Genomic DNA, 21,226 nt, shown 5'->3' on the forward strand with positions numbered 1-21,226 from the left:
CTCGATCTAAAATGATCAATTTGAGTTGTAGGATTGCTTAATGCTGCCAATTCCAATTCCAAGTGCAAAAGCGATCAATCTTTATCGTCTTCTGATACCTACTCGTTAGCTTGAAAAGGCACCACTAAAAAGTGCCTTTTCAACATCTTGTTATTAAATTTGGGGATTTGGGCGACTTATTTTCAATGTGCTTTTTAGTATGTTCACTTGCTCCTCAAACCTGGTTTTTTCTTGGTCGGAAAAGGTTTTGGCCACGTTGACCCATTGTTTTCCGGTTTCATCGATATGCATAAATTCGATTTGCAGTGCGTATTTTGCGCTGCTGACAAAACCAAGCCCTAAACCGATAGCTGCCAATAAAGCGAGCAGAGAATAGTAAAACTCTGTGCTGAAGTGAAAGCACATGGCAAAAAAGCCAAACACGCCAAACGACACTGCAAGCCAAAATGCCATAAAGCCAAGGTTATCCATTAGCGACATTTTCTTTAGGCGCACACCGTGAATTTTAGCCAGTGGGTAGCGGTCATTATTAAACTGAAAATGGTCGTTATCGATTTTAAAACTGGCTGACTTTAACATCACAGGCCACTCCTTTATTGTGATTTTAGACATATTATGTCTAAAGGTTTTAATAAAAATAGAATTTAAGGCATATTATGTCAAGTGGCTTTTTTAGATTTATTTTATCTCGCTTGGTTGGCGGGATGAGCTAAGTGTATTTCAAGTGGTAACAGTATTTGGGAGCGGATGTTATGTCATAGAGCTTTGGTTAGGTGTATCGGTAGAGGAGGTAGAAGGGCAATCGCATGAATGTTATTTAAGCATAAAGTGATGTCTTATTGGGCGAGTATCTGCCGCAAGGATACGGCTGTTAAGCGATCATGAATGATTTTACGGCGTTTCGTATATGGAAAGACCACTTATCATCGCTTGCTGTTTGAAAGTAAAACATATATGCGTTTGCCCTGAGAGGGGAAGCCACCCCCTTTTTTTGCAGCTGCTTAATGGTTGGCAGCAAGGCTGGTACGCAAAAGGTTATTGGCTGCGATCTGCTGGGTGGTTAACGCCGTCATTAGTGACTACATCACCTAACCCAAAAGGATTGACGCCTTCTAAACAACCAATGTTATAACCATACTCATCAGGGGCAGAGCGCCTTTGATGATGGGTATAAATTCCGCAGTGACTGCAAAAGTAGTGCTTCGCGGTGTGAGTGTTAAATTGGTATAACTTAAGTGCGTCTTTACCTTGAATAATACGAATGCCATCAAGGGCGACAGAGCCCACTATTGCACCTCTGCGACGGCAAATTGAACAGTCACAGCGTCTTGGGTTTTCAATGCCGCGGGGAAGGGACATTTCAAGCACTACTGCGCCGCAATGGCAGCTGGCTTTGTGCTTGGCTTTTATTTTTGTGTTTCCTACCTGACGAATCATCAGACTGCTTCCTTTTTGGGTAAATCTGTTATTAATCTAATGATTTATTCCATCATGTTCAAATGGCGCAATTCCCCGCTGAGTTGCGCCATTATCTGGCGTTAAAGCAAGGTGCAAGAGGTGGGTTTAAAAGCGTCGCTTGGCTCAGCGCTTAGAGCATTAAGCAGGTACTGGTTAATGTCTGCCGTGAGTTGTTGATGAAACTGGCTGCGATTAAAACCTTTAGGGTCTTTGGCGACTTTACCTAGCTTATCTTTAATTTCCGCAGGAAAAGGCGTGATAAAAGCGTAATGACTGGCATTTTTCACTAAGCAATGAGACAGCAGTGCTTGGTCTTTAAAATGGTTAGCAATAACAGTGGCGTGATAAGGTTCAGTGAGCTCTTGGTCTTTTTCTGCTTGCAGCATCAAGGTTGGGATCTTGACGTTGCTCAGCGCATCTTCAGCTTGAAACAGTACCCCGACCGGAGCCATTAATACAATGGCTTTAATACGTGGGTCATAGTTATCATCGAGTGGTTGCGGTTTTACTTTCTTAGCCTTGACGGCTTTACACATGGGATCTTTGATGACCCCTTGTTGGCAGAATTCAATCAGGTGACTGGTATCCGCTTTGCCTCCGGCGGCCGCGAGTGCGGTATAGCCGCCGGCAGAGTAACCTACCACCGCGATTTGCTCGTTATTTATGTGTTTGCCTACGGCTTTATCTGCTAATACGGCATCAATTGCTTGTTTGATATGGGCCGGGCGATCATTCCAGCTGTCGGTGCTGCCGGCTGCGGAGTTATTTTGGAAATTGTTGCCAGGATGAAGCGGTACCCCAACCACAAACCCGGCTTTAACCAAGGCAAATGCAATGCTGCGGTGGGCTAAGTTGGTGCTGCCTGAGCCATGAGAGATGATAGCTAAGGGGTATTGCCCCTTAGCTATCTTGGCGCCTTTGGCCAAGCGCATTTTAAAGGGGCCAACGTTAATGGCTTTGTCGCGAGTGTGGGTTGGGTAAATAAGGCCGATAGGAAACCCTGGCTCTGCTTTACTGGGCTTGACCGTCAGCTTTTTAAAGCCAATGTATTTGGCGGTGTTCTCGGTTGTCCCGTGAGCGAAAAATGACGAAATTGATAGCATCATAAATGCGAGCAAAATTCGGGTACGATTCATTCATATATCCTTATTTATCTATCAGGTGAGAAAGCCATGACCAGCACTAAAACTGCGCCATACTCAACTTAGTATAGCGACAAATTATTAATCCATTTATACAGAGTAATGAACAATTTAACTCTGGCTGTGTGGTACAAAAAGGGGAGAGTGAATAGCAATGCAACGATTATTAAAGCAAGCCCTCGGCGAGCAGGTGCTTAGCCCACAGCAAATAGCACAAGGGGTGAGCAAGGTGGCGCAACAACTTAATCAGGCTTATCAAAGTGCGGTGATCATCAGTGTGGTGCCGGGTGGAATTTTGTTTACCGCTGATCTCGTTCGGCAGCTGGAGTTTAATATTGAGATGGATTACATCTCTTGCCCTCATACGCCAGGGGACAATAACAATCAGTCGGCCATTGTTTACCACCAAAATATCGACATCCGAGGTAAAGACGTGATTTTAGTGGATGATGCACTGGAGTCAGGCAGTACCATGAAACGTTTATTGCAGCACTTCGAACAGCTCAATATTGCGCGTTCGTTAGCCGTGGCGACATTATTGGTTAAACCGGGGCGAGTCGACCTAGCGGCGGCACAATATTTTGCTTATGAGTTGGCAGCGGACGCCATGATAGTGGGTTATGGCCTGCCTTTAGAGGATCGATATCGACATTTAAATGCCATTTTTAAAGCGCCCAAAGAAAGCTTAGATAACACCTAGGCAAAACCCATAATCATATATAAATCCGGAGGTTAAAAACTATTAGCTTTTGACTCATCAGAGATATCGTGCAAAAGTAAAGCGCTTATTTCGATGTTAAAAAGGCGCGTTTTATGAAGTATTCAGGATGGCTTATTGCAGCGGCATTGCTCGGTGGCGCCGTGGTGTGGCAGTTTAATCGTGGTGAGCGACAACCCTTATCACCCCCTTTGCCAGCTTCACCGCCTTTTACTCCCAGCACTGCATTTGATGGTGAGTGGCAAGGAGAGCGTTTTGATGAAAGCGGTGACAGTATTTGTTTACCTACGGCTGTGGTGGGGTCAATCAAAAATGGTGCGGTCAAACTTAAACTCAGTTACAACAATACCTACCTTTTAGGTTGGATATCTGAGCAAGGTGAATTGGTTTTGTACTCAGATAGCTTGCGTTGGGGCTATCGATTTACAGGGCAATATCAACAAGACTCGGGAAGCTCGGATCGGCCCCGCATCGCGGGGCATTGGCGAGTGACCAATGCTTTATGCCAAGGCACTTGGTATGTGGCGCCAGTCAATGAGTAAAGTTACGGCGCGCCTTTGCCACGGAGCATTAAAAAAGCATGGGTTGCTAATAGCGGTTTAATCTGTTGTCTACAATATTATTGTTTTAATTTAATAAGGTAATGACATCAATAGTATTTGGAGAAGCAAATGGGTGAAGCGGTAACGGCGACGGGTCAATGCTTATGTGGCAGCGTTAAAATATTTGCAGCGCAAGCAAACACCTCGGTAGGGGCTTGTCATTGCAACATGTGCCGGCAATGGACTGGTGGGCCGTTAATGGCGGTGGATTGTGGTAATGACGTGAGCTTTGAAGGGGCTGAGCACATTACTTGCTTTACTTCATCTGAGTGGGCTGAGCGGGCATTTTGTAAAAAATGCGGCAGCCACTTATTTTATAAGTTGACCATCAGTGGCCAATACATAGTGCCGGTGGGGTTACTCGACATGCCGCAACCTCTGGCATTTGACCATCAAATCTTTATTGATGAAAAGCCAGAATATTACTGTTTTGCCAATGAAACCAAGAATATGACCGGGGCAGAAGTGTTTGCTCAATATCAGCCATAAAAGCGTGCTGATAAGTTTGTAAAAAGCAGGCGTCGGCCTGCTTTTTTGATCTGAGATAAGGCAACGGCCATTAGTGAAATTACGCCTGTTGATATGCTCACAAAATCTGCAATTTCAATTAGTCAGCGTTTACTATTTTCTTTATAAACAAGCTTTAAGCAGTTAAGGACGACACTTATGAAAAACACTTTTGATCACCCCTTGCCCAATGCTCAAGGCTTTTTTGGCGAGTATGGTGGCAGCTTTATTCCACCGCAATTACAACAAGTCATTGATGAAATCAGCGAGGTTTACCAAACGTGTCGTCAAGATCCTGATTTTCTGGATGAGTTAGCTTATTTGTATAAGCACTTTGTGGGACGTCCAAGCCCCATTTTTTATGCTCAAAACCTGTCTCAAAAATACGGCGCAGACATTTATCTGAAACGGGAAGACTTAAACCACACCGGCGCTCATAAAATCAACCACTGCCTAGGCGAAGCCTTGTTGGCTAAAAGAATGGGCAAAAAGAAGCTGATTGCAGAAACCGGGGCTGGCCAGCACGGCGTTGCACTGGCAACGGCAGCTGCGTTAGTTGGGTTAGAGTGTGATATTTATATGGGTGAAGTAGACATAAAAAAAGAGCACCCTAACGTGGTTCGCATGCGCATTTTAGGCGCTAATGTCATTGCCGCCACCCATGGCAGAAAAACCTTAAAAGAGGCGGTAGATGCGGCGTTTGAAGCGTATTTAAAAGATCCAGTAACGCAACTGTATGCCATTGGCTCTGTGGTTGGGCCACATCCGTTTCCTATGATGGTGCGCGATTTTCAATCTATCATAGGCAATGAAGCCAGAGAGCAATTTCAGCAGATGACGGGGGCATTGCCAGATAACATCGTTGCTTGTGTCGGCGGCGGTTCTAATGCGGTGGGCATGTTTACTGCCTTCTTAGATGATGCCAAGGTAGAGATATATGGGGTTGAGCCCGCTGGGCGCAGCTTAACCGAAAAAGGCGAGCACGCTGCAACCCTCACTTTGGGTAAACCCGGTATCATGCATGGCTTTAAGTCTTACATGCTGCAAGACGAACAAGGCGAGCCAGAGCCGGTTTATTCTGTTGCCAGTGGCTTGGATTATCCTTCGGTAGGGCCGCAGCACAGCTACTTAAAAGACCAAGGCCGGGTAAATTATGTTGCCATCAGCGACGCCCAAACCATTGACGCGTTTTTTGAGTTATCGCGCTTAGAAGGCATTATTCCTGCCATTGAATCAGCTCATGCCGTCGCGCAAGCGATTGAATTGGCTAAAAGTGGCGTGAAGGGCAGCATTTTGCTGAATTTATCAGGCCGTGGTGACAAAGACATCGATTTTGTGGTTGAAAATTACGGCCAGCAATACGGCATTGAGTCACTGCTTTAATGGTCTTTACATTTTTATTGTGGCAAGCGAATTTAGCTTGGGTAGGCTTAAGTTAACGATTTTCCGCACGAGGTAAACAGCGAGTCTGGTTGACCCCTGGCTCGCTTTTTTATTGTTGTTATCCCTTGTCTAATTCCCCAGTACCATTTCCGCCTTTTCCATCAGTCAGGCTTTCTGGCAAAAGCGGGGGCTTTTATTATTTCGCTGAACAAAAATACCAATCCTTGATTCATCATGCTCCTTGATAAAGCGAGTTGTGGCAATTACGGCGCTGACATACGTTGCACTCATGTTAGGTTGGGTTATCATAAGCCGCTGAAATGTTTGATTGGGAGTGGTCATGTCTGTTGCTGTTTTACCTTCGTATTTACGCTTTTGTTGGTTATTGTTAGTGGTGTTTTTATCGGCATGCTCGAAGCAACCAGACACGGCATCGATTGCCCAAACTGGGGTGATTTTGGCTTATGGTGACAGCTTAACCAAAGGCGTGGGCGCTGATAAATCGCAAAGTTATCCCGCGCACTTGGCGCAGGCCTTGGGCGTCAAGGTGATTAATCAAGGCATTTCAGGTGAGACCAGCGCAGAAGGTTTGGCTCGCTTAGAAGGCATTTTGCAAGCAGAGCGTCCGGATCTCGTGATTTTAACCCATGGCGGCAATGACTTATTAAAAAAGCTGCCGGTAGCCAAGCTAAAAGCCAACTTACAAAGCATGATAGCGCTGTGCCAAACTTATCAAGCCCAAGTGGTTTTGGTCGGTGTGCCTAAGCCGGCGTTGATGCTGTCACCTTTGCCTGTGTATGAAGAGCTTGCAGAGCAGTATGAGCTAGTGGCCGAGCTGGATATTTTGAGTGATTTACTGGGTGAGAATGCCATGAAATCAGACGCCGTGCATTTAAACGGCGCCGGCTATAAAGCTTTTGCTGACGCTTTAGCGGAAAAAATTACCGTCTATTAATGGGCGTTGGGCAATTTACTTACGCCATCACGACTGCTGATTATTTCGTGGCGTAACCACTTGGCAAAGGCTTGAAATCGCGCTTGCAGCTCCATGCCTTGCGGGCACACTAAATCATAACCGCCTTCTCCGGCAATCGCCGGGTAGGGGGCGATCAACTCTGCGCGTTGTAATTGCGGCGCAACTGCGTGTAAGCGGCCCATTGCCACTCCAAGGTGGTGTTTAGCTGCTAACAAGTCTTGACCGCGCTGGCTTAAGCGATAACACTGCTGCTCTGGGTTAATATTTTTGCCCATTTCTGAGAGCCAGCGAGCCCAAATTTGGGAGTCAATGATTTGAATAAAGTTCACCTTGGCTAAGCTGTCCAAATCCCCTTTTAACAAGTTAAATTGCTCGGCGTATTGCGGGCTCATCACCGGCAGAAACTGCTCCTCAAACAAGCGCTCTGCATAAAACCCAGGATAAATGCCTCGGCTGTAATATATCGCTAAATCAATCGATTCTTGCTCAAAGTCGTAACGGTATTCTTTCGAAATAATGGTCACGTTGAGCTGCGGGTAAAGACTTTGAAAGCGAGCCAGCCTTGGCAGTAGCCAGTCCATGGCAAACCCAGGCGAGGTGCCTATGGTTAAGTCCCCGCTGAGTTGATTGAAGCGTATATCTTCCAGCTCGCTAAAAATACGATCAAAAGACGGATTAAGGGTTTGCAGCAGGCGCTGGCCTTCGTTAGTGAGCTCTAATTTACGCGTCAGGCGAATAAACACAGGAAAACCCAGTTGCTGCTCTAGCATTTTAATGCGGTAGCTGACCGCGCCTTGGCTCAAGCATAACTCGACGGCGGCTTTGGTAAAGCTTAAGTGTTTGGCAACCACGCTGAATGTGTGCATGTTGGCCAGCACTACCTGGCGATTCTCCATTAATTACACCTTTATGCATTAAAAATTTTAATTCATGGTAACAAAATTATCGGTTTGTTGCCGAGTTTAAATTGGGTTGTAATTACCTCAGTTGATTTATACCTGACTACGAATGAGTAAGGCAAAGGTGCAATTTGTGTTACTTGCTTGCAATGAGCTAAGCGCAACATGGGGCAGTTTTATGGGTGTAAATACCGGCTCAATAGCAATCTGGCCTTTCCTGCTATTGGTATCTTTGTAAGGACACATAAATAGATAAAAGTGGCTGCTTTACCGTTATTTACTCCCTTTTTCCTGCCAAATACCGAGCTTAGCCGGTAGTCATTAAATCCTAATTTCAATCGCGAATTACAAAATAATAGAGGACGATAATGAATATTTTAGGTTACATGCAAAAGGTGGGTAGAGCGCTCATGGTGCCCGTTGCCGTACTGCCAGCCGCGGCCATTTTAATGGGCATTGGTTACTGGATAGATCCCGTTGGTTGGGGCTCTGAAAGTATTCTTGCAGCATTACTGATTAAATCAGGCGGCGCCATTATTGATAATATGGCGCTGCTTTTTGCCATTGGTGTGGCGTTTGGCTTAAGTAAAGATAAAAGCGGCCCGGCAGCTCTGTCGGGCTTTGTCATGTTTATGGTGGTGACCACATTATTATCACCTGCCGTGGTAGCCCAGTTGCAAGGGGTTGACGTGGCCAACGTGCCGGACGCTTTTGCCAAAATAAGCAACCAGTTTGTTGGTATTATCATAGGCATTATTTCGGCAGAAATTTACAACAAATATTCAGGAGTCGAACTGCCAAAAGCCTTAGCGTTTTTCAGTGGTAAGCGTTTGGTTCCTATCCTTACCTCGATTGCCGGTATCGTATTAGCTTTTATTTTGCTTTACGTATGGCCAGCCATTTACGACTCCTTGATAGTTTTTGGCACCTATTTGCAATCACTGGGCGCAGTGGGCGCTGGGTTATTTGGCTTTTTTAACCGCTTAATGCTGTCTGTGGGCATGCACCATGCTTTATACCCCGTATTTTGGTTTGATGTAGTGGGCATTAATGATATTCCTAACTTCCTCGGCGGTGGCCAGTCTATTGCCAACGGTACTGGAGTGCCGGGTGTGACTGGTATGTACCAAGCAGGTTTCTTCCCCATTATGATGTTTGGTTTACCTGGTGCGGCACTTGCTATGTACCACTGCTCTGAAGCGCGCAATAAAAACAAGGTGTTCTCTATCATGTTAGCGGCGGCAATGGCGTCGTTTTTCACCGGCATTACCGAGCCTCTTGAGTTCAGCTTTATGTTTTTAGCGCCGGTATTGTATTTGGTGCACGCGGTACTAACGGGCATTTCTTTATACATTGCCGCAAGCATGCAGTGGATGGCGGGCTTTGGTTTCTCAGCAGGGTTGGTGGACTTAGTATTATCAAGCCAAAACCCACTGGCGACCAACTGGTATATGCTGGTATTGCAAGGCTTGGTATTCTTCGCGCTGTACTACTTTATCTTCCGCTGGATGATCTTGCGCTTTAATATCTTAACACCGGGTCGTGGTGTGGATATGAACCAAGAGGAAGAAGACGAAGCGGATCCAGCTGCAGCCTTAACTAAATTAACCCATAAGTACATCAAGGCCATTGGCGGCGAGGACAACATAGTGGAAATTGACAACTGTATTACGCGCTTGCGTCTAACAGTGAAAGATTCCGGTCTGGCTGATGAAGCTGCTCTAAAAGGCTTGGGCGCAGCAGGCACGGTTGCCATGGGTAAAGAGGGTTTACAAGTCATTATCGGTGTGGGCAAAGTCGATAAAGTTGCCCAAGAAATGAAAAATATCCTCGGGCGTTAAGTTTGCTTAACTGACGATAAGGTAATAAAAAAGCTGCTACGGCAGCTTTTTTATTGGGCTTTTATATTTATCAAACGGATCTCTTTACCTCAGTGAGAGGGAATCTTGATAAACATAATGGCCGAGAGGGAACGCAGGCAATTAAAACACGGCGACCAATTTACCTCGCACATGGCCTTGCTGACTCTCTTGGTAGGCTAGCTCGATATCATCCACTTGAAACAGCTTATTCGCATGAGCAAGCAACTGCTTACTTTCTACCAATTCGGTAATGTGATTGAGCTGCTCGGCGTTAGGCTGCACAAAGACAAACTCGGCTCTGACGTTGGCCTCCTTGGCTGCGGCGACGGTTTCGGGCATCAAGCCTGATAAACTAACTAAACGGCCTTGGGGTTTAAGTACGGCAACTGCATCGAGTTGGAATTGCCCCCACATTGACTCGATCACCAAATCAACCGGTTGCTCTGCCAGCTCATCAATAACGGATTGACTCTCGTAATCAATCACTTCATCTGCGCCAAGGGCCAATAAATAATCACGATTTTTTTCAGAGGCTGTAGTAATTACATAAGCGCCCATGATTTTGGCTAACTGAATGGCGATTGAGCCAACTCCGCCTGCGCCGGCTTGAATGAGTACCCTTTGCTCACGGCTTAATTTACCTGCCACAAATAACGCTTGCCAGCTGGTCAGTGCCGCCATAGGCAAAGACGCCGCCTGCGCTAATGACAGATTTTTAGGGGCTCGGGCAAGATGAGAGCGTTTAACGCTGCAGTATTCTGATAAGCTGCCGGTTTGGCCGATGGTTTTCATGGCGTAGACTTTATCGCCCGCTTTAAAACCGTGGGCACTTTCGACGACTTCTCCGGCTACGTCTGAGCCTAAGGTTAAAGGCAGCGGTTGGTCTATTAGCTGCGCCAGCTGGCCGGAGGCAATTTTCCAGTCAACGGGATTGACGCCCACACCGGCTACTTTAATTAATACTTCTTCCGATTTTAGGGTAGGTAAGTCTATTTCAGAAATGCTGATTTGGTCTTGGCTGAGTAACTGAACGGCTTTCATTGATTGCTCCTTTTTGCTAGTCACCTGTCAATACTATTTATTCCTTATGGCTTGATAAATGTGCTAAATGGAGTAATAGTTTTTCCAAAATGGAATGAATAACTTGGTTTCTCAGTAAAATAACAGCAACAGACCAACAACAAACCAGCAACAGGGAGGAAAGGCCATGGATAAACTCACCGCCATGAACATCTTTATTAGGGTGACTGAGCTTGGCAGCTTTTCCAAAGCGGCAGATGAAATAAACACTTCTCCTTCGTATATCAGCAAACAAATTTCTGCCTTAGAGCAATCCCTTGGCGCGCGTTTATTGCAGCGAACCACCCGCGTATTGAGCTTAACCGAAGCCGGTGAGTCGTATTTGCATCATTGCCGCAAAGTGGCGCAGCAATTAGCCATTGCTGAGAGTGAAATTGCTGAGTTACAAGGCACGCCAGCAGGCTTGCTTCGCGTGAGCATGCCCAGCGTGTTAGGTGAACAAGCCAGCGCCCTGATGTATGCGCAGTTTATGCGTCAATACCCCAGCATAGAGCTGGACATCATGGTAGAGGACAGATTTGTAGATATGGTAGAAGAAGGCTTTGATATTTGCATTCGCGCCAGTGAAGCCTTTCCTGATTCCAGCTTAATCTACAAACCCATTGGTGATTTAGCGGTGCACTTAAAGGCGGCCCCTGAGTATCTTGCGCAACATGGTCATCCTCGCACGGCGAAAGATCTTGCTCATCATCCCTTGATTTCCCATCGTTATGGCTGGGCTAATAGCTATCGCTTTGTAAAAGAAGGGACCACAGAGCAGGTCGCGTTTGAGCGCAAAGTGCGGGTGAATAATACTGCTATGGTGCGCCACTTATTAACACAAGGTATGGGGGTGGGTTTTTTGCCTGTATATCGTAGCGATGAGCAAAATGATGATTCTCTGGTGACCTTATTACCAGATTATCAAGACGGTACCATCACTATTAGCATGGTGTATCCGGCGCGTACTTTTACCCCCTTGAAGGTACATAAGTTTATCGCTTTTTTTCAGTTGTGGTTTGAGCAGCATATGCAAACACTTGGCTAAGCGGAACGGCCTGTATTAAAGGGTAGAAAAGTCGTGACTATAAGACAAAATGATCTTTTGGGTGGCGCCATAGTCGTTATCAGCAGCAATGGCTAACAGGCTAACCGAGTCTCTTTGGGTAAACTTATAACCAACACCCGCACCTAACCAATAACCAAAGTAGTCATCTGAGCCTGCCGAGGCCCCGGCAAAGGTGATTAAGGTATAGCTGTCGTTAAGAGGCTTTAAAGAGAAGTAGCCCAAGTAACCGCCCGTGCTGTCGGTAGGGTGCAATAAATAAGGGTTAGCAGGATCATATTCTGGCTCGCCTTCACCCACCGGGCGTTCACCATCGGTGTAATTAAAGCCTGCCATCGGGAAGATTTGCCAACCGTTAGGCTCAATACCAAACACGGTTAACGGCACAAAGGTGCCGACGCTGTAGTTATTGTAATTAGAGCCGTCGTCGTATTCACTTTTACCAAAGTTGAAGTTCACTATGCCAATATCAAATAACCAAGAGCCTCCTAGCATCCACTCGCCGGTATCTGGGTGAAGCCTTAGGTTGATTTTTTGGGCTTCGCTTAGGCCAATTGAGCCAGAGATAGAATAACCGAACTTTTCAGACTCAAAGTTATAGTCACCGGCAAAGCCCAGTTTGGTATTGATACGAGTCGGATCGTCGGCATTTTTGCTTTTGTTGTCGTAAATGTCTCGTTCTTGGCTTGGTGCTTCTTCGCCGTCGCTTTGTTCCGAGGCCCAACTCGTAGGGGCAAATAAAACAGGCGAGATTAAACATAAGGCAGCAAGGGGCATTCGAGGCATAGTGATGTTATCCAATCGGAAAAAAGCAGAAATAAAGGGGTTAAAAAGTGAGGCGAAAATAAAGCTCGCGCGTAGATCACTTGCTTGATAGTTTACACTTTGTTCAACGTGAATGTTACAGGCAACAGATATGGACTTATGGCAAGGCTTATTATTGATAACCTCTATTCACCTTTTGGCTGCGGCGTCGCCGGGGCCGGATTTTGTATTGGTGTCGCAACAAACCTTAACTCAAGGGAAGCGGGCTGGATTATGGTGTAGTCTCGGCATTGCGCTGGGGCTGGGTATTCATATTCTATATTCTGCGCTGGGCTTGGCCACTGTCATTGCGAATTCAGCTACTTTATTGTGGGTCATCAAAATACTGGGTGGCAGTTACTTAATCTATTTAGGCTTGCAAGGTTTACGCAGTCGGGGAGGGCAAGTCACCGCTATTTCAACGACGGGAGCAAAAACGGCATCACTGGCCGCTGGCAAGCTCGTGCGGCGGGGCTTTTTATGTAACGCCTTAAATCCCAAAGCGCCGGTGTATTTTGTATCCTTGTTTACTTTGGTGTTGTCTGCTGACATGCCACTATATCAATTGGCGATTTATGGCCTCTGGATGATGGTGATCCAGTTTGTTTGGTTTGCGCTGGTGGTGAACATTTTGTCGCAGCCAAGATTAAACGCCCAGTTTCAACGCTGCAGCCATTGGATAGACCGCGTATTAGGCGGAGCCATGATAGCCTTAGGACTGAAAGTGTTGGTGGGTAAAATTCAATAATGCCTGTTTGATTGGGCAAACAAGACAAGGAGTCAGAATTAATATGGGTGTGTTAACTATTCGCCGTGCCAAGCTTGAAGACGCCGCCGCGTTGAGTCAAATAGCTAATGGCTTAAGTCACTTTTATATGGCGGATGCGCAGCTCCCTGTGCCGACTTGGCTGCAGCAAAGTTTTACTGAAGAAGGTTACCGTCAGCGGTTGGCTGAGCCGGCGTTTATTCATGACGTTGCGGTAATTGATGGCCACGTTGCGGGTTTCATTGCCACCCGTAATAATGACTATTTATACAACTTATTTGTGGCTCAAGCGTACCATGGCCAGGGTATCGCTAAACGGTTATGGCAACATGTGCTGCAACGCTGGCAGCAGCAAGCCGTGCAGCCTGCAACCGTTTCGCTACGCTCTTCATTATTTGCCGTGCCTGTGTATTCAAGGTTCGGGTTTGTCAAAGTGGGACAAGTTGGCGAGCACGAGGGGGTCGCCTTTCAACCTATGGCATTAGCATTAAAACAATCGTTAACAGAGGAACGTTTATGAAGATGATTCGCTACGCTATTTTAGCCATTTCTCACGTGTTAACCTTGGTCGTCGGCATCGGCTTAGGCATTTATATGTTGCCTATTTTGATTGCTCCCAAGGCCCCTTCAACCGCCGAAATTGCAAAAGTCACAGCGCAGACCGAATTTACCGCATCGTTTACTCGCGAGCGCCAAGACAGTGACGCCCTGCACTGGGGAGAAGGCAAGGTCGTGCTAAGTGCTGACGCCATTGGCTTTATGGGAGAGTTGGCTCCAGGACCTGATTATAAGCTCTACCTTTCGCCCCGCTTCGTGGAAACCGAAGCCGATTTTAATGCTTTAAAAAGCCAAATGGTGCGGGTAGGAGACGTAAAAACGTTTGAAAACTTTCTGTTGCCGTTGCCGCAAACGGTAGCGTTAAGCCAATATAATACCGTGGTTATTTGGTGCGAAACCTTTGGTCAATTTATTACCTCGGGCCAATATCGAGAATAAGTGTAACAGCAATGGCAAAGGCTTTATCGTTAAGCCTGTAGTGGCAAATAGTGAGATCATGGCAAGCGCTTTGCTGTAGCCACCGATTTTAATCATAGCACTTGGCATTGTCTGGTTATGACTGCAGCGTACGCGTGTGCGTATCTGTAGCCGCGCTTTTAAGCTGACCCAGCGCAAAAAGCGTTAAGGCGGCTGTGCTATAGTGCCGCTTTGTTCTTCTGAGGTTATGCTGTGGACAGCGCAATATTGATCGCCATGTTGGTGATTATCATCGGAGCGTATTTACAATCTGCGATTGGTTTTGGTTTGGCGATTGCAACCGCGCCGGTATTGTATTTTCTTTCACCTGATTATGTGCCTGCGCCGATTACCATGGTGGCCGTTGGGCTGTCGCTCACAAACGCTTGGCATTATCGCCAAGACTTATCCTTAAAAGGCCTAAGCCATGCCATTTTGGGACGCATCCCGGGCACATTAGCCGGCGGCGCGCTGCTTTGGTACATTAACGCGCAGCAATTATCTTTATTGATTGGCCTGACTGTATTGGCGGCGGTTGCAGTGAGTTTATTGCCCGTCAGAATTGAACCTACCCCTAAACGTCTGGCCTGGGCGGGCTTTTTTTCTGGCCTGTTTGGCACCAGCTCTGGCATTGGCGGACCACCGATGGCGCTGCTATTACAGCATCAAGCTGCCAATGTCATTCGCGCCAACTTGGCCGCGTTCTTTTTAGTCAGCTCTTTGATGTCTTTAGCCGTTCAAGGAGCCAGCGGCTACCTAACTTGGCATCATGTGCAGTTAACGTGGCCGCTTATTCCCGCATCCTTTGTTGGTTATTGGCTCGCTAAACGTACCAACCACTTAATTGCTAAACACCAGCTGCGAATGATGTCGTTAGTCTTGTGTTGTGTGTCCGGTGGCGCGGCGGTCGTGGGCTATGTGCTTATGGCGACGTCTTAAGCTAGTTTGTAAAGCCTGTCATTCAAGTCAAACATTAAGGCAAAAAACGAAAGCAAAAATCAGGCTAGCTTTTAACGTTTATGCCTACCCCATTTGACCTGCTTTGGGGCAGGTCTTGGAGGCAAGAGCTGGCAATCTTAATTGAAGGGGTCAATGACAATTGAAATCATCGACGCTTTCTCAGTTCTGGTGAACAGATTGCCTTTTTATGTTTGTTCACACTCTTAACTGTGAGAGCAGGTATCGCCCGCTTTACGAGTAAAGCCGCTATCATCGCCTTCAAACTTGCCTTTGCCTTTTAAAAAGCTCACGGCTTGGGCCGCATCCATGCCTTGCTGACTGCAACTGCGGTATTGGGCATCTTCACCGAAGGTGCGTTGCATCGCAGCAATTAACGAGTCTGTGCTGTATTGCTCTGCCGATTGCGACATCATATTTAATACGTCATGTACATGAACTTTGTTGGACATTGTATTACCTCTAAATCAAAAGACGCTGTCAAAATCCCACACTGGTCACAAAGTGGCAAGGGCTATCGAACCGGATGCTGATATAAATCAAATCCTGTGGGTGTTTTGTGTTGGCTTGATTTGACGGCAAAAGACATCGCCAGCCGCTGGCGAATTTAAGGCTGTGATTTGACCTTGCTTGGTTTCGGTGTATGTTGTGTATAGGCTTCATATAATCAATAGGATACGGCGATATGTATACACTGTTTTATGCCCCCACTCCCAATGGCCATAAAGTGACTTTAATGCTCGAAGCGTTAGGCGTGGATTACCGTTTAATCCCTATCAATATTCGTTTGAATGATCAGTTTTTACCGTCGTTTTTAGAGCTTGCACCCAATAACCGCATCCCTGTGCTGGTGGATGAAGAAGAAGGCATCAGTGTGTTTGAGTCTGGCGCAATTTTGACTTATTTAGCGGAAAAATATCTGGCTTTTTTACCTGAGTCTGGGCCGGAGCGTTATGAAGTATTGCAGTGGCTTAATTGGCAAATGGGTGGTCTTGGGCCTATGGCCGGGCAAAACCACCACTTTAATTTGTACGCGCCAGAGGTTGTGCCATATGGTATTAAGCGTTACACCGAAGAAACCCACCGTTTATACGGCGTGTTGAACCAACAACTGACGGGGCAAGACTATGTTGCAGGCGATTACTCCATTGCCGACATGGCCATTTTTCCTTGGGTAAGGCCGCACGTACAGCAACAACAAGACATAGCGCTGTTTCCGCACATTGCCCGCTACCTCGACACCATGAACGCGCGAGCAGATGTGCAAGCAGCCCTTGCTAAGGGCGAGCATTTTGACTGGGAAGCCAGCCTAACCGATGAACAGTTACAGCGTTTACTTGCTTAATGCTCATCGCGCTGTGTGGTATCTGTGAGAGGATAAATCACAAAGTGTTGAAGTTGAATTTCTCCTTGCTGAGATACACGCAAAGATACGCAGAGTAAGGTAATAACGAGTGAGTAAAAATATCAAACGATCGCGCACCAGACATAAAAACTGCTACTGCAGCTTGTGGCAAACCTCCCCTGACACCCTCACTCAGCAAGGAGTAAAGCCCGGTTATTGCGGGATTTGCAGCTTATGTGGTGAACAAGGTCACTTACGCCATGCACCAGGCTTTCATCCTTATACAGATGCTTGGTGTGACTCATGTTTTAAAGCTCAATCTATGGTGAATGGCCTGCAATGTCTCTCTGTGCCCTTGGCGATATGCAGCTTGTTGTTTAGCCTTTATTGGCTACTGGGCTTGTGCGTGGGGGTATTTGTATTTACCTATGCGCTTATTAACTACAAAACTCACTGGATCCGAAAGATTGCCGGTGTGTTGCCTTAATCGTTTGGGTTTAGGGAGTAACAACGCGTAAGGGGGAGCTTACGCGTCTTTTTACGTTAATAAATATACGGGTTGGTTTTTTTCTCTTTGCCAAATGTTGACTCAGGACCGTGTCCACTGACGAATTTAGTTTCATCTGGCAATGGCCAAAGCTTGGTTTTGATGGCCGTAATTAATTGCTCGTGATTGCCCATTGGGAAGTCGGTACGGCCAATAGAACCACGAAATAACACGTCGCCCACTAAGGCTTGTTGGCTGGCATGGTCGACAAAGACAACGTGGCCTGGAGTATGGCCCGGGCAATGTAATACCGCCATTTCTACTGCGCCAAAGCTTACCGTGTCACCGTCTTCTAACCAGCGGCTTGGGGTAAATTTCTCTAACTTTGGAAAACCAAACATTTGGCTTTGCATATCAAAGCCTTCAATCCAGTAAGTGTCATCTTTATGGGGCCCTTCAATGGGCACGTTCAAGCTTTTGGCCAGTTCTGCGGTGCCGCCTGCATGATCTAAGTGGGCGTGGGTGATAAAGATTTTCTCCACCGTGACGCCTTCTTCAGCAATGGCTTGCAAGATCCTTGGTACGTCGCCTCCGGGATCGACCACCGCCGCTTGTTGAGTTTTTTCACAAATCAACAAGGTACAGTTTTGGTGAAACGGGGTCACAGGAATGATTCGAATGCGCATGGTCAGCTCCTTAATTTGTCTGGCGTTAGTGTAACCATTTTCGTCGCTGACGCTAGGGGCTAAGATCAGCATTATGGTGGTTTTTAAGCGTCAATATGCCGCAACCATCGTTGGCGTTGGATCACTTTCTGAGGCATTTATTGGCATGGGATGTCGGTTTTAAGATTTTTGTCATAAAACTGACATTGCTGCCTAGCTAGAGTGGAAAGGCTTGAACTATGCTGAAATTAACACTTCAGCTGGTTTGTCAGTCAGACAATTGGCGAAATGGAGTACAAGGAGAAAGCCTATGGGAAATGATGATCGTAAGTTTTTTATCTTAGATACCAACGTATTACTACATGAACCCCTCGCAATTTATTCTTTCCAAGAGCACAACGTCATCATTCCGATGACGGTTTTAGAAGAGTTAGACCGAATCAAAGACAGGCAAAAGGATGTTAGCCGTGATGCTCGAGTGGCGATTCGTGCCTTAGAAGACATTTTTAAAGACGCTGATCCCGACGCCATTACACAAGGCGTATTACTGAGCAAAAACGATGAAGACCACAGTGGTCGTGTGGCCATTTTCACTGATCACCATCAACCCATGAGCCAAGAGGTCTTCACTGAAGACGAACCGGATAACCGCATTATCAATGCTGCTTTGTATTTACAACAAGTGAAAGAGCGCACTCAAGTAGTCTTGGTCACTAAAGACATTAACATGCGCCTCAAAGCTAAAGGGGCGGGGCTCAAGTACGTAGAGGATTACCGCACCGACCAGCTGATTGATGATATTCAGCTATTGTCGAAAGGCTTTCGCCAGTTACCCGGGAGTTTTTGGGACCAAGTGGAAGACTGCGACAGCGATACGCAGGGGCGTGATACCTTCCATAATTTAGACCCAAGCTTGATAGAAGGGGCGTACCCGAACGAATACATCTTGGATGAAACCAAACTGTTTGCGGCCAAAGTCGTGGCCCAAGAAGCCGGCAACCTTCGCTTACAAGACTTGGGCAGAGACCGCTTATTGTCGCGTAATGCTTGGGGGATTCAGCCGAAAAATATATACCAAGCCATGGCAATTAACGCCTTGCTTGATCCCAATATAGAATTGGTGATCCTTACCGGTCCCGCCGGTTGTGGTAAAACCCTATTGGCCATGGCCGCAGCATTAGAGTTGGTGGTGGAAAAAGGCATTTACGATAAGGTTATCGTGACCCGAAACACGCCCGAAATTGCCGAGTCTATCGGTTTTTTACCCGGCACCGAAGAAGAAAAAATGATGCCTTGGCTGGCTGCTATCACAGATACCTTGGAAGTACTGCATAAAAACGATGAATGCACTGATGGGTCGCTGGACTACATTATGGAAAAAGCCAATATCCAGTTTAAGTCGGTGAACTTTATGCGTGGTCGCAGTATCCAAAATTCGTTTGTACTGTTAGATGAATGTCAAAACCTCACCGCTTCGCAACTGAAAACCATCATTACCCGTTGCGGGGAAGGCACTAAGTTGGTTTGTTCGGGCAACTTGGCACAAATTGACAGTAACTATCTTACCCCTGTGACTTCTGGCTTAACGTATATTGTTGAGCGCTTTAAAGATTTTGAAGGCAGCGCCAATGTTTACCTGAATGGCGTCGTGCGTAGCCGCTTGGCGTCGTTTGCAGAGGAAAATTTATAGCTTAATGAGCAAGTGTGCGGTGGTTAGCAGTTATGTAATTATGGCTTGACCCATTTTGCTAACTGCTGCATGTTGTTCAACCATGTGAATTTGTATTTAAAGAAATAGGAGTAGCGAGTGATTGATGCACAAAGCGACCGAAGAAACTTTCGTCGTATGGCCATAGAGTCGGGTGTTGAAGTAACGTTAGCTGGTCAAAAATACGAAGGAATGTGTGTAGATTTAAGTGCCACAGGGATGAGCATTACCGTATCAGACAATGTGTTTAAACCTAACGACAAAGTGTATGTGCAATTAACGGCAAATGGCACCAGTACGCCGCCGTTAAAAGCCGATGCTGTGGTATTAAGGATCCAGCCCCTAGGGGACAAATACTCGATGGCGGTGCAATTTAGCCAGCTGTCTTAGTGTAATAATAACACGCTGCTAGGCGTGTTACTCATTAACTGACGATTGCCATCAGCATCAAGGCCCTGCAGGGGCCTTTTTTGTTATTGATTTTTTATCATTGGCAGGCTCAGAGCAACGAGTACATGGAATTTATCTAGAACATGGAGAGCAAGATGCGACACCCACTTATCGCTATCACCTTAGCGTTTATCACCGCTTCAGCATGGGCCGACAATTTGTTGTCTGAGCGTGCAGGGTTTACTACTGTGCTCACTGAGCAACAAAAAATCACTGAGGCCATGCCTCACCCTCCCGCAGAGATCTTTAAAGTGGTGCAGTATGACAGTGAGATAGGCCCAATGTCGGCGTATTTAAGTCAGCATCAGTTGGCCGAGAATGAAAAGAGGCCGGCGATTATTTGGCTGACAGGCGGTTTTCCTACCAGCTCTCCAGGTGAATATCTGTGGACGGAGATTGACGTCGACAATGAACAGTCTGCCAGAGTTTACCGCAATTACGGCATCGTGATGATGCACCCGACTTTACGTGGCGGTACCAAAGGTAACCCTGGCGTGGTGGAGCAGTTTTATGGCGAAGTGAACGATGTTATTAGCGCCGCTAAGTACCTTAAAAGCCTCGACTATATTGACCCGAATCGGATCTACTTGGGCGGTCATAGTACGGGCGGAACGTTGGCGCTGTTGGTGGCGCAGGCGACAGACATGTTTGCCGGTGTGATTGCGTTAGGGCCAAGTAGCGACCACTATGGTAAAAAGCGAGCCAATTTTGAGTGGCAAGATAAAGAAATTTACCTAAGAAGCCCAAGAAATTTCATGTCTTACATTAATACCCCTACCTACATTGTTGAGGGTGAGCAGGGTAGGGCTGCTAATATTAAAGATTTTGAGCAACAGCTTGCGGCGAAGCCAAATGATAAGGTCACGACCGCCTTAATTAAAGGGGCTGACCACTTTAACCTTATTCACTCTATCAACACCCTCTTTGCCAATGCGATTGTTTCGAGTAAAAGCGGCGCCTTGTCAATTGATGTAAACAAGCAGCTAATTCCCGCTTATCTGACTTATGTGAAAAAAGTTCAAGAAACCACCGATTTACGCATTCTGGCCAATTTGAGATCTCAAGGGGTCGTACTTGACGGTAAGCAAGCGGTGGAGTCATATTATTACGCCCGTTCGCAGAAACCGTTAAACGTCATCGCGCAGCAAGCCAAAGCGCAAGGCATGAGCGCTTCAGCCATTACCGAGAAAACAGCCAAAGATGGCAGCGTGTTCTATATGGCGAGCATGTCAAAATCCATTGATATCAGCTCTCTTGCTGAAGTGTTTGCCGCAAGTAAAGCCTTTAAAACCTTGGCTGATGAACAAGAGCTGTATTACGACTATTGGACCCTTGCCAGCCAGTAATTGGCATCACCT

The 21,226-nt window shown here is 46.5% G+C and carries 24 protein-coding genes; 16 read left to right on the top strand and 8 right to left on the bottom strand.

What is annotated here, in order from left to right; all coding sequences use genetic code 11:
• Positions 1 to 153: 153 nt before the first annotated feature.
• From D1Z90_RS10450 to D1Z90_RS10460, 3 genes are all read right to left on the bottom strand, one after another.
• Entirely contained in the window at positions 154 to 582 is a 429-nt protein-coding gene (locus tag D1Z90_RS10450) for a hypothetical protein (protein WP_147378756.1), read from the bottom strand.
• Positions 583 to 1,035: 453 nt separating this feature from the next.
• Positions 1,036 to 1,437 (bottom strand): GFA family protein, encoded by a 402-nt coding sequence (locus tag D1Z90_RS10455; RefSeq protein WP_119910703.1) that lies wholly within the window; start codon positions 1,435 to 1,437, stop codon positions 1,036 to 1,038.
• A 101-nt stretch (positions 1,438 to 1,538) separates the two neighbouring features.
• The gene (locus D1Z90_RS10460) at positions 1,539 to 2,594 is read right to left on the bottom strand and encodes an alpha/beta hydrolase family protein (RefSeq protein WP_119910704.1); all 1,056 of its coding nucleotides are present in this window, start codon (positions 2,592 to 2,594) and stop codon (positions 1,539 to 1,541) included.
• 160 nt (positions 2,595 to 2,754) lie between these two features.
• Here D1Z90_RS10460 and D1Z90_RS10465 point away from each other — a divergent pair, with 160 nt between their 5' ends.
• From D1Z90_RS10465 to D1Z90_RS10485, 5 genes are all read left to right on the top strand, one after another.
• Positions 2,755 to 3,300 (top strand): phosphoribosyltransferase, encoded by a 546-nt coding sequence (locus D1Z90_RS10465; protein ID WP_119910705.1) that lies wholly within the window; start codon positions 2,755 to 2,757, stop codon positions 3,298 to 3,300.
• A gap of 113 nt (positions 3,301 to 3,413) precedes the next feature.
• Complete coding sequence (locus D1Z90_RS10470; RefSeq protein ID WP_119910706.1) at positions 3,414 to 3,860, top strand: hypothetical protein; 447 nt, start codon at positions 3,414 to 3,416, stop codon at positions 3,858 to 3,860.
• Between the two features lie 129 nt (positions 3,861 to 3,989).
• Complete coding sequence (locus tag D1Z90_RS10475) at positions 3,990 to 4,409, top strand: GFA family protein (protein WP_119910707.1); 420 nt, start codon at positions 3,990 to 3,992, stop codon at positions 4,407 to 4,409.
• A gap of 177 nt (positions 4,410 to 4,586) precedes the next feature.
• Entirely contained in the window at positions 4,587 to 5,810 is a 1,224-nt protein-coding gene (gene trpB / locus D1Z90_RS10480) for a tryptophan synthase subunit beta (protein ID WP_119910708.1), read from the top strand.
• 340 nt (positions 5,811 to 6,150) lie between these two features.
• Positions 6,151 to 6,765, top strand: coding sequence for an arylesterase (locus tag D1Z90_RS10485; protein WP_119910709.1), 615 nt, complete (start codon positions 6,151 to 6,153; stop codon positions 6,763 to 6,765).
• On the opposite strand, the gene D1Z90_RS10490 is transcribed toward D1Z90_RS10485, so the two are convergent.
• Positions 6,762 to 7,682, bottom strand: coding sequence for a LysR substrate-binding domain-containing protein (locus D1Z90_RS10490; RefSeq protein ID WP_198419117.1), 921 nt, complete (start codon positions 7,680 to 7,682; stop codon positions 6,762 to 6,764). The genes D1Z90_RS10485 and D1Z90_RS10490 overlap by 4 nt on opposite strands.
• A 371-nt stretch (positions 7,683 to 8,053) precedes the next feature.
• Here D1Z90_RS10490 and nagE point away from each other — a divergent pair, with 371 nt between their 5' ends.
• Positions 8,054 to 9,526, top strand: coding sequence for an N-acetylglucosamine-specific PTS transporter subunit IIBC (nagE, locus tag D1Z90_RS10495; protein WP_119910710.1), 1,473 nt, complete (start codon positions 8,054 to 8,056; stop codon positions 9,524 to 9,526).
• Positions 9,527 to 9,667: 141 nt separating this feature from the next.
• Here nagE and D1Z90_RS10500 read toward each other — a convergent pair whose 3' ends face one another.
• Positions 9,668 to 10,588, bottom strand: coding sequence for an NADP-dependent oxidoreductase (locus D1Z90_RS10500; RefSeq protein ID WP_119910711.1), 921 nt, complete (start codon positions 10,586 to 10,588; stop codon positions 9,668 to 9,670).
• A gap of 166 nt (positions 10,589 to 10,754) precedes the next feature.
• Between D1Z90_RS10500 and D1Z90_RS10505 the strand changes: the two genes are divergently transcribed.
• Entirely contained in the window at positions 10,755 to 11,654 is a 900-nt protein-coding gene (locus D1Z90_RS10505; protein WP_119910712.1) for a LysR family transcriptional regulator, read from the top strand.
• Between the two features lie 15 nt (positions 11,655 to 11,669).
• Here the strand turns inward: D1Z90_RS10505 and D1Z90_RS10510 are convergent, their stop codons facing one another.
• On the bottom strand, positions 11,670 to 12,458 hold the full coding sequence (locus D1Z90_RS10510) for a hypothetical protein (protein ID WP_198419119.1): 789 nt from the start codon (positions 12,456 to 12,458) through the stop codon (positions 11,670 to 11,672).
• 130 nt (positions 12,459 to 12,588) lie between these two features.
• Here D1Z90_RS10510 and D1Z90_RS10515 point away from each other — a divergent pair, with 130 nt between their 5' ends.
• The 4 genes from D1Z90_RS10515 (at position 12,589) to D1Z90_RS10530 (ending at position 15,195) form a co-directional block, all read left to right on the top strand.
• Positions 12,589 to 13,224 carry a LysE family translocator gene (locus D1Z90_RS10515; RefSeq protein WP_119910713.1) on the top strand — a complete coding sequence of 212 codons (636 nt, stop codon included), beginning with the start codon at positions 12,589 to 12,591 and terminating at the stop codon, positions 13,222 to 13,224.
• A gap of 43 nt (positions 13,225 to 13,267) precedes the next feature.
• Positions 13,268 to 13,762: a GNAT family N-acetyltransferase gene (locus D1Z90_RS10520; RefSeq protein WP_119910714.1), complete on the top strand. Its 495-nt coding sequence runs from the start codon at positions 13,268 to 13,270 to the stop codon at positions 13,760 to 13,762.
• On the top strand, positions 13,759 to 14,238 hold the full coding sequence (locus tag D1Z90_RS10525) for a DM13 domain-containing protein (protein ID WP_119910715.1): 480 nt from the start codon (positions 13,759 to 13,761) through the stop codon (positions 14,236 to 14,238). The genes D1Z90_RS10520 and D1Z90_RS10525 overlap by 4 nt, the downstream gene beginning before the upstream one ends.
• 231 nt (positions 14,239 to 14,469) lie before the next feature.
• Positions 14,470 to 15,195, top strand: coding sequence for a sulfite exporter TauE/SafE family protein (locus D1Z90_RS10530; RefSeq protein WP_198419121.1), 726 nt, complete (start codon positions 14,470 to 14,472; stop codon positions 15,193 to 15,195).
• Between the two features lie 224 nt (positions 15,196 to 15,419).
• Here D1Z90_RS10530 and D1Z90_RS10535 read toward each other — a convergent pair whose 3' ends face one another.
• Positions 15,420 to 15,665, bottom strand: coding sequence for a YecH family metal-binding protein (locus D1Z90_RS10535; protein ID WP_119910716.1), 246 nt, complete (start codon positions 15,663 to 15,665; stop codon positions 15,420 to 15,422).
• 233 nt (positions 15,666 to 15,898) lie between these two features.
• Between D1Z90_RS10535 and D1Z90_RS10540 the strand changes: the two genes are divergently transcribed.
• Positions 15,899 to 16,558 carry a glutathione S-transferase N-terminal domain-containing protein gene (locus tag D1Z90_RS10540; RefSeq protein ID WP_119910717.1) on the top strand — a complete coding sequence of 220 codons (660 nt, stop codon included), beginning with the start codon at positions 15,899 to 15,901 and terminating at the stop codon, positions 16,556 to 16,558.
• 109 nt (positions 16,559 to 16,667) lie between these two features.
• Positions 16,668 to 17,045: a hypothetical protein gene (locus D1Z90_RS10545; protein ID WP_119910718.1), complete on the top strand. Its 378-nt coding sequence runs from the start codon at positions 16,668 to 16,670 to the stop codon at positions 17,043 to 17,045.
• 56 nt (positions 17,046 to 17,101) lie between these two features.
• Here the strand turns inward: D1Z90_RS10545 and D1Z90_RS10550 are convergent, their stop codons facing one another.
• Entirely contained in the window at positions 17,102 to 17,731 is a 630-nt protein-coding gene (locus D1Z90_RS10550; protein ID WP_198419129.1) for an MBL fold metallo-hydrolase, read from the bottom strand.
• A 289-nt stretch (positions 17,732 to 18,020) separates the two neighbouring features.
• On the opposite strand from D1Z90_RS10550, the gene D1Z90_RS10555 reads away from it, so the two are divergent.
• The 3 genes from D1Z90_RS10555 (at position 18,021) to D1Z90_RS10565 (ending at position 21,214) form a co-directional block, all read left to right on the top strand.
• Positions 18,021 to 19,400: a PhoH family protein gene (locus tag D1Z90_RS10555; RefSeq protein WP_119910719.1), complete on the top strand. Its 1,380-nt coding sequence runs from the start codon at positions 18,021 to 18,023 to the stop codon at positions 19,398 to 19,400.
• 117 nt (positions 19,401 to 19,517) lie between these two features.
• Positions 19,518 to 19,808, top strand: a complete 291-nt coding sequence (locus tag D1Z90_RS10560) for a PilZ domain-containing protein (protein ID WP_119910720.1) — start codon at positions 19,518 to 19,520, stop codon at positions 19,806 to 19,808.
• 155 nt (positions 19,809 to 19,963) lie between these two features.
• Positions 19,964 to 21,214, top strand: a complete 1,251-nt coding sequence (locus tag D1Z90_RS10565; protein ID WP_158587103.1) for a prolyl oligopeptidase family serine peptidase — start codon at positions 19,964 to 19,966, stop codon at positions 21,212 to 21,214.
• Positions 21,215 to 21,226 lie beyond the last annotated feature (12 nt).

It is taken from the genome of Motilimonas pumila (genome assembly GCF_003596335.1).
GTDB classification, from domain to species: Bacteria; Pseudomonadota; Gammaproteobacteria; order Enterobacterales; family CBDFNC01; genus Motilimonas; species Motilimonas pumila.